This is a genomic window from Frigoribacterium salinisoli, from assembly GCF_054781095.1.
Window position 1 is genome coordinate 603,838 of record NZ_BAAGVB010000001.1, and the last position, 15,014, is coordinate 618,851.

General features: G+C 76.3%; 14 protein-coding genes. 7 read left to right on the forward strand and 7 right to left on the reverse strand.

The window, feature by feature from the left end:
* Nucleotides 1-603 precede the first annotated feature (603 nt).
* The 6 genes from ACYVHQ_RS02880 (at nucleotide 604) to ACYVHQ_RS02905 (ending at nucleotide 6,336) form a co-directional block, all read left to right on the forward strand.
* Complete coding sequence (locus ACYVHQ_RS02880) at nucleotides 604-2,112, forward strand: sugar transferase (protein WP_460510626.1); 1,509 nt, start codon at nucleotides 604-606, stop codon at nucleotides 2,110-2,112.
* Between the two features lie 98 nt (nucleotides 2,113-2,210).
* Nucleotides 2,211-3,473 carry a glycosyltransferase family 4 protein gene (locus tag ACYVHQ_RS02885; RefSeq protein ID WP_460510627.1) on the forward strand — a complete coding sequence of 421 codons (1,263 nt, stop codon included), beginning with the start codon at nucleotides 2,211-2,213 and terminating at the stop codon, nucleotides 3,471-3,473.
* Nucleotides 3,466-4,317 carry a CDP-alcohol phosphatidyltransferase family protein gene (locus tag ACYVHQ_RS02890; protein ID WP_460510628.1) on the forward strand — a complete coding sequence of 284 codons (852 nt, stop codon included), beginning with the start codon at nucleotides 3,466-3,468 and terminating at the stop codon, nucleotides 4,315-4,317. Before ACYVHQ_RS02885 ends, ACYVHQ_RS02890 begins: the two co-directional genes overlap by 8 nt.
* Nucleotides 4,314-5,303: a hypothetical protein gene (locus tag ACYVHQ_RS02895; RefSeq protein WP_460510629.1), complete on the forward strand. Its 990-nt coding sequence runs from the start codon at nucleotides 4,314-4,316 to the stop codon at nucleotides 5,301-5,303. The genes ACYVHQ_RS02890 and ACYVHQ_RS02895 overlap by 4 nt, the downstream gene beginning before the upstream one ends.
* Before the next feature lie 62 nt (nucleotides 5,304-5,365).
* Entirely contained in the window at nucleotides 5,366-5,806 is a 441-nt protein-coding gene (locus ACYVHQ_RS02900) for an adenylyltransferase/cytidyltransferase family protein (protein ID WP_460511222.1), read from the forward strand.
* Between the two features lie 98 nt (nucleotides 5,807-5,904).
* Complete coding sequence (locus ACYVHQ_RS02905; RefSeq protein ID WP_460510630.1) at nucleotides 5,905-6,336, forward strand: hypothetical protein; 432 nt, start codon at nucleotides 5,905-5,907, stop codon at nucleotides 6,334-6,336.
* An 80-nt stretch (nucleotides 6,337-6,416) separates the two neighbouring features.
* Here ACYVHQ_RS02905 and ACYVHQ_RS02910 read toward each other — a convergent pair whose 3' ends face one another.
* The 5 genes from ACYVHQ_RS02910 to ACYVHQ_RS02930 all read right to left on the reverse strand — a co-directional run bounded on the left by ACYVHQ_RS02910 (nucleotide 6,417) and on the right by ACYVHQ_RS02930 (nucleotide 11,930).
* On the reverse strand, nucleotides 6,417-6,620 hold the full coding sequence (locus ACYVHQ_RS02910) for a hypothetical protein (protein ID WP_460510632.1): 204 nt from the start codon (nucleotides 6,618-6,620) through the stop codon (nucleotides 6,417-6,419).
* Entirely contained in the window at nucleotides 6,601-7,476 is an 876-nt protein-coding gene (locus tag ACYVHQ_RS02915; protein ID WP_460510633.1) for an MSMEG_6728 family protein, read from the reverse strand. The genes ACYVHQ_RS02910 and ACYVHQ_RS02915 overlap by 20 nt, the downstream gene beginning before the upstream one ends.
* A gap of 8 nt (nucleotides 7,477-7,484) precedes the next feature.
* On the reverse strand, nucleotides 7,485-9,230 hold the full coding sequence (locus ACYVHQ_RS02920; protein WP_460511224.1) for a DEAD/DEAH box helicase: 1,746 nt from the start codon (nucleotides 9,228-9,230) through the stop codon (nucleotides 7,485-7,487).
* 103 nt (nucleotides 9,231-9,333) lie between these two features.
* Nucleotides 9,334-10,623, reverse strand: coding sequence for a DNA polymerase IV (locus tag ACYVHQ_RS02925; RefSeq protein ID WP_460510634.1), 1,290 nt, complete (start codon nucleotides 10,621-10,623; stop codon nucleotides 9,334-9,336).
* 98 nt (nucleotides 10,624-10,721) lie between these two features.
* Nucleotides 10,722-11,930: an acyl-CoA dehydrogenase family protein gene (locus tag ACYVHQ_RS02930; protein WP_460510635.1), complete on the reverse strand. Its 1,209-nt coding sequence runs from the start codon at nucleotides 11,928-11,930 to the stop codon at nucleotides 10,722-10,724.
* A gap of 23 nt (nucleotides 11,931-11,953) precedes the next feature.
* Here ACYVHQ_RS02930 and ACYVHQ_RS02935 point away from each other — a divergent pair, with 23 nt between their 5' ends.
* On the forward strand, nucleotides 11,954-12,748 hold the full coding sequence (locus ACYVHQ_RS02935; RefSeq protein WP_460510636.1) for an SGNH/GDSL hydrolase family protein: 795 nt from the start codon (nucleotides 11,954-11,956) through the stop codon (nucleotides 12,746-12,748).
* Between the two features lie 39 nt (nucleotides 12,749-12,787).
* Here the strand turns inward: ACYVHQ_RS02935 and ACYVHQ_RS02940 are convergent, their stop codons facing one another.
* Nucleotides 12,788-14,011 (reverse strand): D-alanyl-D-alanine carboxypeptidase family protein, encoded by a 1,224-nt coding sequence (locus ACYVHQ_RS02940; protein ID WP_460510637.1) that lies wholly within the window; start codon nucleotides 14,009-14,011, stop codon nucleotides 12,788-12,790.
* Nucleotides 14,008-14,823: a TrmH family RNA methyltransferase gene (locus ACYVHQ_RS02945; protein ID WP_460510638.1), complete on the reverse strand. Its 816-nt coding sequence runs from the start codon at nucleotides 14,821-14,823 to the stop codon at nucleotides 14,008-14,010. Before ACYVHQ_RS02945 ends, ACYVHQ_RS02940 begins: the two co-directional genes overlap by 4 nt.
* Between the last annotated feature and the right edge of the window lie 191 nt (nucleotides 14,824-15,014).

Genomic DNA, 15,014 nt, shown 5'->3' on the forward strand with positions numbered 1-15,014 from the left:
TCGCCCACGGCGCCCGGCGCCCTGGGGTCGTGCACGGCCACCCCTTGTCCCCCGGAAGGGTGAGGGCGGGTGGTACCCCCGCCCGGGGGGCGTACCCTCCCCCGAACGGGGGGCGCGGACCGGGGGGTGCACGCCCCGTACAGTTCTCGTGAGGCACCGACCCGAAACCGGGGCCTCCCGGACCACCCCGTCCGGACCGCACCATCCGCACGGCCGACGCCCCGAAACGTCGCGCCCCACGGTCGTCAGGCACCCGAACCCCTGACGCCCCGTCGTCCGGGACCCGAACCCCTGACGTCCCGCCCAGGGACCCGAACCCCTGGCGGTCGCGCCGCCGAGCCCCTCGGCGGCGGCGGAGCACCTGGCACCCGCACCACCCCGAACCGCTTGCCCCCGTGGTCGGTCGACCCAGCACCCCGAAGTGCCGTCGAGCCGATCCGTCGGCGACCGGGGCACCCACCTGCGCCGCGTCCCCTGCGCCGCGCAGCGCCCCGGAGCCGACGCCCCGGGCGCCCGGCCGTCCTGAACCGGCCGGGCGCCCACCCCGCCCCCACGCGCCCCCGAAGGCGCGAGGGTCGTCGCCTACCCGAGCACGAGTCCCTGATGCAGCGCACCCCCGCGACCCCGTCGTCGACCGCACCCCTGGCCGCCGCCTCGCTCTCCCCCGCCACGCCCGCCGACGGCGCCGGCCGTGGCGAGACGGAGACGGGCGCCCGGTGGGCCCTGCGGTACCGTCGTCGCGTCCGCCTCGTCGACCACGCGATCGTCGCGGCCGTCGTGGCCCTGACCGTCGCGGTCGGACCGGTCGCCCCCGACGCGACGGGGACGCCCGCGATCCTCCTGGGGATCGGGCTCGGCCTCGTCTGGGCGGCCTGCCTCGCGCTCTACCGCACCCGGGACCTCGCCGTCATCGGTTCGGGGAGCCAGGAGTACAAGCGCGTGGCCAACGCCTGCGTCGTCGCCTTCGTGGCCCTCGCGGTCGTCCTCGCCCTGGGCGGCGTGGCCTGGTCGCCGCACGTGCCCGTCCTCGCGCTGCCGCTCGGCACGGTCGCGCTCCTCGTGGGGCGGCGCGCGCTCCGCCGCTGGTTGACCCTCCGGCGTGCCGCCGGCCAGCACCTGGCCCGCGCCGTCGTCGTCGGCACGCGCAGCGACGTCGCCTACGTGGTCGACCGGCTCGACCGGGCCGCGTCCAGCGTCTACGACGTCGTCGGTGCCGTCGTCACCGACGGCGGTCGCGAGGACGTCCTCGTCGGACATCGCTCGGTCCCCGTCGTCGGCGGCCCGGACGACGTCCACCGCGCGGTCTGGAGGCTGGGTGCCGAGTCCGTCATCGTCGCCGGTGGGGCCTGGACCGACCACGAGCAGCTCCGGACCCTGGCCTGGCAGCTCGAGGGGCGCGCGACCGAGCTCGTGCTCGCAGCGAGGCTCGCCGAGGTCGCGGGCCCGCGCGTCCAGTTCCGCCCCGTCGACGGGCTGCCCCTCGTGCACGTCGAGCTGCCCACCTTCGCCGGGCCCGGCCACGTCGCGAAGCGGGCCTTCGACGTCCTCGCCTCCGCCGCCGCCCTCCTGCTGCTGGCCCCCGTGGCCGCGGCCGTCGCCCTCGCCGTCCGCGTCGACAGCGCAGGACCGGTGTTCTTCCGCCAGCGCCGCGTCGGGCTCGACGGTCGCGTCTTCGAGATGCTCAAGTTCCGCACGATGGTCGTCGACGCCGAGGCCCGGCTCTCGGAGCTCCGGGGCCTCGACGAGGGCGCCGGGCTCCTCTTCAAGCTCCGCGCCGACCCGCGCGTCACCACCGTCGGCCGCGTCCTGCGGCGCTGGTCCCTCGACGAGCTGCCCCAGCTGTGGAACGTCCTCCGGGGCGAGATGAGCATCGTCGGGCCGCGCCCGCCCCTGCCCGCCGAGGTCGAGGGGTACGCCACGCACGTGCACCGCAGGCTGTCCTGCCGCCCCGGGCTCACGGGCCTGTGGCAGGTCAGCGGCCGCAGCGACCTCGGCTGGGACGAGGGGGTCCGCCTCGACCTCTGGTACGTCGAGAACTGGTCGCTCGTGGGCGACCTCGTCATCATCTGGCGCACCGTCCGCGTGCTGCTCCGCCACGAAGGGGCCTACTGACCCGTGACCGCCACGACCGCACCGCCCGCCCTCGCACCAGCCCGCCCGCACCGGGACGTCCGCACCACCACCAGCACCACCAGCACAGGGGACCACGCATGACCATCGCACTCGACCCGACCGTCACGACCACCCCGACCACCACGGCGTCCGTCGCGGCTCCCCCCGCCGACCGCGCCACGTCGGTCGCGGACGTGCCCGTCGCCGCGCGGCGCTGGGGCTCCCGGCGCACGCGGATCCTGGTGGTCCACTCCTCCGACGAGCTCTACGGCTCGGACCGGATCGTCGCGGAGCTCGTGGACGAGCTGGCACGGCGGGACGACCTCGACGTGACCGTCTGGTTGCCCTCCGACGTCGCCCGGGGCCCGCTCGGGCCCCTGCTGCGCGACCGGGGCGCCCGCGTGGAGCGCACGCCGCTGCCGATCCTGCGGCGCAACAACCTGAACGTCCGCGGCCTCCTGGCCGTGGCCCGTGACGCGGCACGGACGCGCGCGCGCCTCGTCGCGGGGCGCTTCGACCTCGTCTGGTGCGCCACGAGCGCGTGCCTGGTGGTGGCGCCCCTGGCGCGCTCGGCCGGCGTGCCCAGCGTCGTCGGTCACCTGCAGGAGCCCTGGACCGGCGGCGACCGCCGCGGCCTCGCGCCCCTCGCGCGGGCCTGCACCGCCGTGGTGGCGGTCTCCCGCTCGGTGCTCGAGACGGCGTCCCTGCCCGCCGAGGCCCGCAGCGTCGTGGTCCACAACGGGGTCCCGCTCGGTGCCCCGACCCCCGTGGACGTCGGCGAGGAGCGACGGCCGCGCTACGTCGTCGCGAGCCGCTGGAACCCGCACAAGGGCCACGCGACGCTGCTCACCGCCTGGAACGCCGCGGGCTGCCCCGGCGAGCTCGTCGTGCTCGGCGGTCCGCCGGCCGCGGGCACCGGCGTCGACGTGCCCGGCCTCGTCCGGGCCGTCGTGAGCCGTCCGGAGACCGTCACCGTGGTGGGCGAGGTCGACGACGCCACGGAGTGGATCCGGTCGGCGGACTGCGTGCTCCTGCCCACCGACGCGCTCGAGGGCTTCGGCCTGGTGGCGCTGGAGGCCTTCAGCGAGGGACGCGCGGTCGTGGCCAGTCGCTCAGGAGGCCCCGAGGAGGTCGTGGAGGACGGCGAGACCGGGTGGCTCTTCGACCGTGGCGACGCGGAGGCCCTCGCGGACCTGTTCCGCTCCCTGGACGTGCCGACGCTCGCGACCGCCGGTCGGCGCGCCGCCGAGGTGCACCGTGCCCGCTTCACGCCGGAGCGCATGCGCGGCCGGTTCGTCGAGGTCGTCGAGCGCGAGCTCGGCCACGCGCTCGCCCCGGTCGTGGCGGTGCAGCATGCCTGAGCTGCTCACCCCCTCGCCCGCGCCCGTCTCCCCCGCCCCGTCGGTCGTCGCCGATCGACAGGGTCCGCCCGCCCGGACGGTCCGCGCCGCCCTCGCTGCCCTCGCCACCGCCCAGAAGACCTCGAGCGGCGCCCCGGCGTACTCGCGGTTCGTCAACCGCCGGCTCGGGCGCTGGCTCGCCGCCGTCGCCTGGGTGCTGCGCGCGACGCCGAACCAGGTGACGGCCGTCAGCGCCGTCTTCACGTTCGCGGGCATCGCCCTCCTGGCCCTGCTGCCCGCCGGTCCGCTCGTGGCCGTGCTCGTGCCCCTCCTGCTCGTGGTCGGCTACGCGCTCGACTCGGCCGACGGCCAGCTGGCGCGCCTGGGCGGCGGCGGATCGCCCGCCGGCGAGTGGCTCGACCACGTCGTCGACGCCACGAAGATCGCCGTCCTGCACCTCGCGGTCGGCGTCGCGTGGATCCGCTCGCCGGAGGACCGCGGCGGCCTGGTGGCCGTCCCCTTCGCCTACCAGGTGGTCGCGACGGTCGCGTTCTTCGCCATCATCCTCACGGAGCAGCTCCGCCGGACCGAGGCGGTCCGCCGCGGCGAGGCGAAGCCCCGCCGCCCCCGCACGGGCGTGCTCTACAGCCTCGCGGTGGTGCCCACGGACTACGGCCTGCTCTGCCTCGCCTTCGCGCTGCTCGCCTGGCCGGCCGGCTTCACGGTCGTCTACCTGGCCCTCGCGGTCGCCAACACGCTCTACCTGGCCCTCGCCCTGCCCAAGTGGTGGCGCGAGCTCGCCGCGGCGCCGCGCGACGCGTCGGGCACCGCACCGGTCGCCCGCGCCCAGGGGTCCACGTCGTGACCCGCCGGCCGGTCGCGCATCGCGACCGCACCGGCGTCGAGGCGGGCGTCCGTCCCGCGACGCGGTGGTGGGCGGTCGTCGTCGTGGCGGCCGTCGTCGGCGGCACGGTCGGCGCGGTGCTCGCCGGTCTCGCACCGGGGACCGGTGGCACGCTGCTCGGCGTCCTCGCCGGGGTCCTCACGGCCCTCCTGCTGGTCGGGTCCGGGCAGCGCGTCACGGGCGTCCGCGACGTCCGACGGGCGACGGGGCTGCCGGTGGTGGGCCAGCTGCCGCCGTCGGTGCGACGGGCGTCGCGGCAGGGCGGCCACGACCTGGACCCGGAGGCCCGGACGGCCCTGCGCGAGACCGTGCAGAACGTCCGCGTGCTGTCGGGCGACCGCCTGCCCCAGGTCCTCCTGCTGGCGCGCGGCGACCGGGCGGCCGGGGCCGTCGGCGTCGACGCCGGACTGGCGCGGGCGGCCGTCGAGCTCGGCGCGACCTGCGCGCTGGTGCACGCCGATCCCGAGGCGCACGACCTGGCGCGCTCCGCCACGGACACCGACCTCGCGCTGCCCCGCACCGTGGTCGTCGATCCCACCGGCTACGACCGGGTGCCCGTGCCGGACGTCGTCACGGCCAGCGCGCGGCGCTTCGGGCGGACGGGCGTGGACCGCTTCTTCGCCGACCTGCGGGCGACGTACGAGCTGACCGTCCTGCAGGTCGCCTCCGACTCGACGCCGACGCCCCTGCGGACCGTCCTGCCCGAGGCCGACGCCGTGCTCCTCGTGGCCCGGGCCGGCCGCAGCGGCGTGGGCGAGCTCCGGGCCCTCCTGGGAGAGCTGCAGAGCCACGGCGTGCAGCCGCTCGGCGTCGTGCTGACGGGCGTCCCGTCGCGGCGACGCGTCCTCCTCCGCCCCACCTGGACGGTCGACGACGTCGTCGGCCCCCGCCCCTCGACCAGCCTCGCCGGCACCGTCGGCCCCACCACCCGGAGCGTGCACCCGTGACCTCGACCCTTCTCCCGACCTCCGCCACGGCCGGCGCGCCCCGCAGCGGCGGACGACCCCGCGTGGGCTACGCCGCGGGGGCCTTCGACCTCTTCCACGTCGGGCACCTCAACCTCCTGCGGCACGCGCGCCAGCACTGCGACCACCTGGTGGCGGGCGTGGTGTCGGACGAGATGCTGGCCCTCACCAAGGGCATCACGCCCGTGGTCTCGCTCGCCGAGCGGCTCGAGATCGTGAGCCACATCGACGTCGTCGACGCCGTGCACGCGGAGACCGTCCCCGACAAGATGGACGTCTGGCGCGAGCTGCGCTTCGACGTCTTCTTCAAGGGCGACGACTGGCGCGGGACCGAGAAGGGCCTCCGCCTGGAGCGCGAGTTCGCGGCCGTGGGCGTCGAGGTCGTGTACTTCCCGTACACGGTGAGCACCTCGAGCACGGCCCTGCGGCGCGCGCTGCGGATCCTCTCGGGCGACGAGCTGCGCGAGCCGGCCGTCCAGGCCTGACCCGACTGCTCCTCCCCAGGGCGGTCGCCATCGCGACCGTCCACGAGCGCAGGAGGCGGCGGGGGCGCCCGGCGGGTCCCGCGCCCAGGGTGGGTGCCGTGACCGATCTCGATCCCGCGGCCCCGCCGCTCACCGACCACCGTCCGCTCAGCACGCCCGACGTGCTCCTCGACCGGTTCGGGGCGTTCCTGCACCAGGCGCTCCGCCGCCAGCTCTGGGTCTGCTTCCTCGACGACGACCTGGTGCAACTGCCCATGGTCGTGCCCGTCGAGGGCATCCCCGTCCGTCCGGCGGTCGAGCCCCTCGCCGCGCTGCTCGACGCCTTCGAGCAGGTGGGGCGCCACGTGGGGGCCACCCGCGTCGTCGTCGTCCACGAACGGCCGGGCCCGGGCCTCCTGCGCGCGTCGGACCACGCCTGGACGGACGCCCTCACGAGCGGGCTCGAGGGCCGTTCGCTGCGCCTGCACGCCCTGCTCGTCTGCTCGGACGACGGCGTGGGGATCGTGCTCTCGCCCGGGCTCGCCGGGTGACCGGTGCCGCGCGTCGGGGCGGGTCCCGCGGCGCGGCGTCGAGGTGGTGCCGGGGGCGGCACAGCGCCTCGCGGCCGGGCTCAGGGGGCGGCGTCGAGGTGGCGCCACCAGGCCGTCTCGGCCAGGTGCGCCGCCGTGTGGACGCCGAGCGACACGGGCTCCGCCGCGTCGAGGGTCCACGGCGTCAGGCGGTACCCCTGCCCGAACCGCTCCACGACGGCCTCGGCCGCCGCGTCGGCGTCGCGGCGCACGAACCAGCGCCCCTCACCGGCCGGGTCGAGCACGACGCCCCTCGACGTCGGCCGCCGCGCGGGTGCGCAGGGCCAGGGGGAAGACGCTGCGCGGGTCCTGCGCCAGGGCGGCGTCGGGCAGGTCCGAGCGGAGCAGCTCGCCAGCGAGCTCGACGTGCCGCAGGAGGACGGGCCCCCGGTCGTCGTCGAGCGCCGCGACGACCGACGTCGTCACCGTGCCACGGGCGAACGAGCGCCCCTCGGCGTCGGGCACGAGCACGTCGGCACCGACGGGCAGCGCGCCGAAGGCCTCGAGCTGGTGCTGCCAGGCGGTGCCCGTGCGACCGCGGGGCGACGACTCCCCCAGCGTCACGACGCCGGAGGCCAGCCACCCCTCACGGGCGGCCGCCGTCGGGGCGCGGACCACCCAGGCGTGCTCGACGGCGAGGGCGTCGTCGTCCGTCGGGCGGGGCGCCGCCGGGTCGGCGGGCGGCCACGCGTACTCGAGGTCCTCCGGGGTGCCGGGGAACACGCCGCGGTAGTGCTCGGGGTCCTTCTGCACGAGCTTGGACCGGTGGCTGAGGTGCACGGCCTCGTCGCCCCACCACGCCGGCAGCTCGAGCCCCGACGCGTCGGCCTCGACCCCGGGGGCGAACTCGGCGATCTGCGGTCGGACCGTGTCGGCGTGCCCCTGGGCGATCCACTCGTCGGTGACGGCGAGCGAGTACGCCGTCAACGCCGCGCGGTGGCCGCGCCACATCGCGATCGCCGGGTGGGACTGCCACCCGTAGGCGGGCAGCGTGATCGCACGGAGCACCTGGAGCGCCTCGACCCGCTGCTTGCCGAGCCGTGCCTGGTCGAGGGACCGGGCGCTCTCGGCGGCGTCGGGCCAGGGGACGAACGTCTGCACGGGGCCTCCTACCGCCGGTTGCCGATGCGGCCGCGGAGCACGTCGATCCGCTTCTGGATCTGCTCGGTGCTCGCCTGGGCGACGGCGGGGCCGCCGCTGATCCGGCGGAGCTCGGCGTGGATCGCCCCGTGCTGCTCGTCGGAGTGCCGGGACCAGATCGAGACGAGCCGGCTGAGCTCCTGCCGCTGCTCCTTGATCGTCTGGTAGAGCGGGCGGGCCTCCTGCGCCGGCGCGGCGGTCGGCAGGCCCGTCTTGGGCGCGCGACGGGCCTGCTTGGCCTGGCGCTGGCGCAGCAGGTCGCGCACCTGGTCGGGCTCGAGCAGGCCGGGGATCCCGATGAAGTCCAGCTCTTCGAGGCTGCCGATCTCGCCGCCGGTGCCGAACTCGCCGCCGTCGTAGAGCACGCGGTCGAACGAGGCCTGCGAGTCCAGCGCCTCGAAGGGCTGCTGCTCGAGCAGGCTCGAGGCCTTCTCCTCGCGGTTCGCCGCGGCGAGCACGTCCTCCTCGGGCGCGAAGAGGCCGTCGTCGGCATCGGTGGGGCGGTCCAGGGCGTGGTCGCGCTCGAGCTCGAGCTGGTTCGCGAGCCCCATGAGGCTGGGCACGCTCGGCAGGAAGATCGAGGCGGTCTCACCGCGGCGCCGGGCGCGCACGAAGCGGCCCACGACCTGCGCGAAGAACAGGGGCGTGGACGCGCTCGTGGCGTACACGCCCACGGCCAGGCGGGGCACGTCGACGCCCTCGGACACCATGCGCACCGCGACCATCCAGCGGCTGTCGCCCGTGGAGAACGCGGCGATCCGGTCGCTGGCCGCCTTCTCGTCGCTGAGCACGACCGTGGGGCGCTCCCCCGTGAGGGCCGTCAGCTGCGCGGCGTACGCCCGCGCCGCCGTGTGGTCGGTGGCGATGACGAGGCCGCCGGCGTCGGGCACGCCCCGGCGGACCTCGGTGAGCCGCTTGTCGGCGGCGGAGAGCACGGCCGGCATCCAGTCGCCCTGCGGGGACAGGGCCGTGCGCCAGGCCTGCGCCGTGATGTCCTTCGTGACCGGCTCGCCGAGGCTCGCGCTCATCTCGTCGCCCATCCGGGTCCGCCAGCGCATCTGCCCGGCGTAGGCCATGAAGAGGACGGGCCGGACGACGCCGTCGGCGAGGGCGCGACCGTAGCCGTAGGAGTAGTCGGACTCGGAGGTGCGGATGCCGTTCGCGTCGGGCGCGTACCGCACGAAGGGGATGGGGGCGGTGTCGGAGCGGAACGGGGTCCCCGTGAGGGAGAGCCGCCGGGTCGCGCCGCCGAAGGCCTCGCGGATGCCGTCGCCCCAGCTGAGGGCGTCGCCGCCGTGGTGCACCTCGTCGAGGATGACGAGGGTGCGACCGGCCTCGGTGACCGCCTTGTGCACCTCGGGCTTGGTGCCGACCTGCGCGTAGGTGACGGCGACGCCGTGGTAGTGCCGGCCGAAGGTGCCGTCGGCGTTCTTGAACATCGGGTCGAGCCGGAGGTTCACGCGGTCGGCGGCGTCGGCCCACTGGCGCTTCAGGTGCTCGGTGGGTGCGACGACCGTCACGCGGTCGACCTCGCCGCGCGAGAGCAGCTCGGTGGCGAGGCGGAGGGCGAAGGTCGTCTTGCCGGCGCCGGGGGTGGCCGCGGCGAGGAAGTCCCGGGGCATGTCGCGGAAGTACTTCTCGAGGGCCTCGGCCTGCCAGGCGCGGAGCTTGCCCGCGGTGCCCCAGGCGGCGCGTTCGGGGAAGGCCGGCGACAGCTGCTCGGCAGCGGCGTTGCCCGCGTTCGCGCCGAGCTCGGTGACCTCGACCGTTGCGGCGTCGCCCCCGTCGGGGCCGGATGTCTGCGCGGTGCTCACTGGATCAGAGCCTACCGCCACCGGGACGCCCCGAGCTCTCGTCGGGCGTCGAGCGGGGCACGGGCGTGGCACCGTCGTCGCGTCGGCGCAGGAGGGACGCGGTCGTGACGGAGGACGCCCCGAAGCGTGCCCGGAGCGCGTCGATCGTCGTCTCGGTCCCCCGCCAGTCGGCGTCGTCGTCCCACAGGGCGACGGAGGCGGCGCCGCCCGCGGGGCCGAGCTGCTCGACGCGCACCCCCACCAGGCGCACGCGTTCGTGCTGCTTGCCGGTGGACTCGTAGGCCGCGCGGACCTCGTCGGCGATGCGGCGCGCGAGGTCGGTCGGCTCGGCGAGCGTGCGCGACCGCGTGATGGTCGCGAAGTCGGCCGTGCGCAGCTTGAGCACGACCGTGCGACCGGCGAGGCCGGCGCGTCGCAGGCGACCGGCGACCTTGTCGCTGAGGCGCAGCAGCTCCCGCCGCACCACCTCGGGGTCGGTGACGTCGGTCGAGAAGGTCATCTCGTTGCCGACGCTCTTCTCGTCGGCGCCCGTCGTCACGGGGCGCGGGTCGTGCCCACGGGCGAGGTCGTGCAGCTTCGCTCCGCCCGCGCGGCCGACGGCGCGGACCAGGAAGTCGAGCGGGGCCTCGGCGACGTCGCCGATCGTGTGGAGTCCCAGCCGCAGCAGCTGTTCCTCCGTCTTGCCGCCGACCCCCCACAGCGCGCTGATCGGTCGCGGGTGCAGGAACGCGAGGGTGTCGTCGTGCGGGACCACGAGCAGGCCGTCGGGCTTGGCCGTGCTCGAGGCGAGCTTGGCGACGAACTTGGTCGAGGCGGCCCCCACCGAGCAGTGCAGCCCGGTCTCGGCGTGCACGCGGCGGCGCAGGTCGGTCGCGATCTGCCACGGCGTGCCGAGCAGCCGGATGCTGCCGCGGACGTCGAGGAACGCCTCGTCGATCCCGAGGCGCTCGACGAGGGGCGTGACGTCGTCGAACATCGCCATGACCACGCTCGACCAGTGCTGGTACTTCTCGAAGTGCGGTTCGAGCACGACGGCCTGGGGGCACCGGCGCAGGGCGACGGCCATGGGCATGGCGCTGTTGACCCCGTAGCGCCGCGCCTCGTAGGTGGCGGCCGTGACGACCGAGCGGTCCGAACGGTGCCCGATGACGACCGGGCGCCCGACGAGCTCGGGGCGGTCGAGCAGTTCGACCGAGGCGAAGAAGGCGTCCATGTCGACGTGCAGGACCGTCGCCGTCACGTCGTCCGTGGGCGCGGTCGTGACCTGCCTGCCGCTGCCGTCCTGCTTGCTCACCGGAGGATCCTCGCACGCACCACCGACAGCGGGCGCCGCGGAGCCCGCCGACGGGCGGGGCCCCTGCCGGTCGGGCTCCGACCGGTCGGGCTCCGCGGTCAGTCGAGCGGGCCGAGCAGCGACGCGGCGACGGTCGCGTGGGCCGAGTCGGTGCCGGAGGGGTGGAAGCGCCCGGCGAGCACGTCCCGCTGGAGGCGCCCGAGCTCCGAGGCGGACCGGTACGAGGCGCCCCCCGCCACCGTGACGGCCTGGTCGACGACCGCGCGGGCGCCGTCGGTGACGCGCGTCTTGAGGCCCGTCACGAGCCGGGGCCAGTCCGCACCGTGGTCGACGAGGGCGTCCGCGTCGGCGGCGACCTGGGCGACCTGGGCCTCGAGGCCGTCGAGCACCATCGCCGCCTCCGCGATCCGCCAGCGCACGACGGGGTCGGCCGAGCGGGGCGCGCCCCCTGCCCGTCGCGAGCGCCCCGTCGTCGCGGCCTCCACGGCGAGCTGGAGGGCGCGCCGGGCGACGCCGAGGTAGACGGCGGACACGAGCGTCTCGAACGCCACGAGGATCCCGAAGGGCAGGAGGTCCGGGCCGGGCCCCACGGGCAGGCGCCGGACGATCCGCTCCGCCGGCACGACGATCCCGTCGAGCACCGTCGTGTGGCTCTGCGTCGCGCGCATGCCGATCACGTCCCAGTCGCCGAGGTCGTGGTGACCCGGCTGGTCGCGGTGGACGAAGCCGTGCACGAGGGCGGGCGCCGCGGGGTCGCCGTCGTCCCGGCCGAACACGCCCAGGCGGGTCCAGGCCGGTGCGAGCGACGTGGCGGTCTTGGTGCCGGTGAAGCGGTAGGCCCCGTCGCCCGCGGGCTCCGCCCGGGTGACGGAGTCGAGCAGCACCAGGTCGTTGCCGGGCTCGCTCACGCCGAAGGCGAACAGCTCGTCGCGCGCGGCCTCGTCGAGGACGAGGGCGAGGCCGTCGTCGCCGCGGTCCTGCAGCAGGCGGGCGCAACCCGTCCAGACGAGGTGCATGCCGATCGCCAGCGCCGTGGCGGGGGCGGCCTCGGCGAGCCGGGCCTGCAGGGCCGCGACGGGGGCGAGGCCGAGCCCCGCGCCTCCTGACCCGACCGGGACGGCCAGGCGCAGCCAGCCGCGCTCGCGCAGGTCGGCCAGGTCGTCGTGGGGGAACGTCCCGTCGGCGTCGTGGCGCGCCGCCCGCCGGCGCAGCTCGTCGAGGAACGCGTCGGGCAGCACCGCCCCGGGCGCCCACGGGTCGGTGGGCCCGGACGACGGGCCGGGAGGGATCGCTGCGCTGTCGGTCACGGGTCGAGGGTAGATTCGCGGGCATGACGCAGCAACATCCGTGGTCGAGGTTCGTGGCGATCGGTGACTCCTTCACGGAGGGGATCGGCGATCCCGAGCCGCGGACGCCGGGCGGTCACCGCGGCTGGGCCGACCGCGTCGCCGAGGTGCTGGGCGCCGCGACGGACGACTTCGCCTACGCCAACCTCGCGGTGCGGGGCCGCCTGCTGCGGCAGATCGCCGAGGAGCAGGCCCCCGCCGCCCTGGAGCTGCACCCCGACCTCGTCGCCGTCTCGGCGGGCGGCAACGACATCCTCCGACCGGGCACCGATCCCGACGAGGTGGCCGGGCGCTTCGAGGACCTCGTGCGAGGGCTGTCCGCCCAGGGCGCGACCGTCGTCGTCTTCACGGGGCCCGACATCGGGGCGACGCCCGTGCTGGGCCGACTGCGCGGCAAGGTCGCGGTCTACAACGAGAACGTGAGGGCGGTCGCCCTGCGCCAGGAGGCCGTCGTCGCCGACATGTGGGCCCTGCGCGAGCTCGCCGATCCGCGCATGTGGGCCCCCGACCGGCTGCACTTCAGCGCCCTCGGGCACCACACGATCGCGCGCATGGTGCTGGCGTCGCTCGCGGTCGAGAACGACCTCGAGCCGTGGCGGCCCGAGCCCCTCGAGCAGCGGACCTGGCGGCGAGCACGGGTCGACGACGCGAGCTGGGCCCGCGAGTACCTCGTGCCGTGGGTCGTGCGCCGCCTGCGGCACCAGTCGAGCGGCGACGGCGTGCTGCCGAAGCGGCCCGAGGCCGTGACCGTGCTCTACCGCGGCGACGACGGCGCCTGACCGCGGGCCGCAGGGCCAGGGCCGAGACGCGCCGGCCCCTCAGAACAGCCGGTCGGGGTGCGTGAGCCGCCACCAGCCGTCGGGGCCCGGCAGGTCGCCGTCGAGGCGGGCCGGCACGGCGACCCGTTCGTCGCCGACCTCGACCACGACGTCGCCCACGACGTCGCCGGCCGTCCCCTCCCGCACGGGCTCGACCTCGGCCTCGGCCCGGGCGTCGGCGTCGCCCCAGACGGTGGCGGTCGCGTCCTCCGCGGCGACCGCCGAGGCCCGCGCGCCCCACGGGGCCTCGTAGGTCGCGAGGACGTCCCCGGCGCGGACCGGCGTCACGGTCACGGTGCGCGCCGACACGCTCGCCAGCAGGGCGCGCACGTCGCGGTCGAGCGACGGGTGGTCGGCGGCCCCGAGGACGACGCCGACCACCGTCGTGGCCCCGCCGTCGACGACCTGGTCGGCCGCGAAGAGCAGGCAGGCACCGGCGGCGTCGAGGGTCCCGGTCTTGATGCCGACGACCCCGTCGACGCCGAGCAGGCCGTTGCTGTTCTCGACGGTGCCGACGCCGGGCACCTCGAGGCTCGTCGTGCGCACGATCTCCGCCACGTCGGGGTCGTCGAGCGCGATCCGCGCGAGCTCGAGCAGGTCGGCGGTCGTGCTGCGGTTGTCGGGCGACAGGCCCGTCGGCTCGACGATCGTCGTGTCGTCGAGGTCGTGCTCGGCGAGCCAGGCCCCCGCGGCCTCGACGAAGGCGGCGTCGTCGCCGAAGGCCCAGCGGGCGAGGGCCGTCGCGTAGTTGTTCGCCGACTCGACGAGCATCACCTCCATCACCTGTCGCTGGCTGAGGGCCGTGCCCGCGGCCAGGGGCGCGACCTTGCCGTCCACGGCGAGGTACCGCTCGCGCAGGGCCTCGTCGTCGTCGCTGAAGGTCACCCTCGGCCCCGCGCCGCCGTCGAGGGGACGCTCGTCGAGGACGACGAGGGCCGTGACGACCTTGCTGATGCTGGCGATGGACCGTCGCCCCCGGTCGCCGGCCAGGGTCCGCGTGCCGGGCACGTCGAGGGCCTCGACCGCGGCCGCGCCGTAGCCGGGCAGCGCGAGCTCCGGGGCGTCGACGGCTCGTGGCGCGAGCTCGACCACGGACGGCGCCGTCGGCGCCACGGGCACGAGCAGGGCCACGGGCACGTACGTGCCGACGGCGACGAGGACGAGCGCGACGAGCCCGGCGACGGTCAGCCGACGGGCACGCCGCGCGCGGGGGTCGCCCGTCACGCCGCCCCGCCGGGCACGCGGAGGGCCCAGAGCGCGACCGCCGAGGCCGCCGCGACGTTGAGGCTGTCGACGCCGTGCAGCATGGGGATCGTCACGACGTCGTCCGCCGCCTCCAGGGCGCGGCGGCTGAGGCCGTCGCCCTCGGTGCCGAGCAGCAGGGCCACCCGCTCAGGAGGCGCGGCCGCGTACGCGTCGAGGGTCACCGCCTCGTCCGAGAGGGCGAGCGCCGCGATGCGGAACCCGGCGTCGTGCAGCTGCGCCGCCCCCTCCGGCCAGTCGGGCAGGCGGGTCCACGGCACCTGGAGGACCGTCCCCATGCTCACCCGCACGCTCCGCCGGTAGAGCGGGTCGGCGCAGCGGGGGGTGACGAGCACGGCGTCGGCGCCGAGCCCGGCCACGGCGCGGAAGATCGCGCCCACGTTCGTGTGGTCGACGACGTCCTCGAGCACGACGACCCGCCGCGCGCCCTGGAGCACCGTCGCGACGTCGGGCAGCTCGGGGCGGTGCATGGACGCGAGCGCGCCGCGGTGCAGGTGGTAGCCCGTGAGCGTCTCGAGCAGGGCGGGCTCGCCCACGAACAGCTCGCCGTCGTGGTCGGCGACCAGCGGCGCGACGTCGTCGAGCCAGCGCTCCGTCAGCAGCACCGAGCGGGGGCGATGGCCGGCCGCCAGCGCCCGTTCGATGACCTTCGACGACTCCGCCAGGTAGAGGCCGCCCTCGGGCTCCGAGACGCGCCGCAGCGCCACGTCGGTGAGGCGCGAGTAGTCCGCGAGCTCGGGCCGGTCGAGGTCGGTGATGCGGGTGATGCGCACGGTGCTCCTGGGGTCGGGCCGACGGGACCGGCGGGGCGGGCGCGGGCCGGGCCTCCTGCCGGTCGTCGGATCGACCCCAGGGTACCGGCCCCCGACGGACGCCCCGCCGCCCGGCGGTAGGCTCCTGGCACCGCACCGAAGGAGCACGACCGTGTCGCACGCCACCTCCCCGGCCCCCGCCGGGGCCCGCG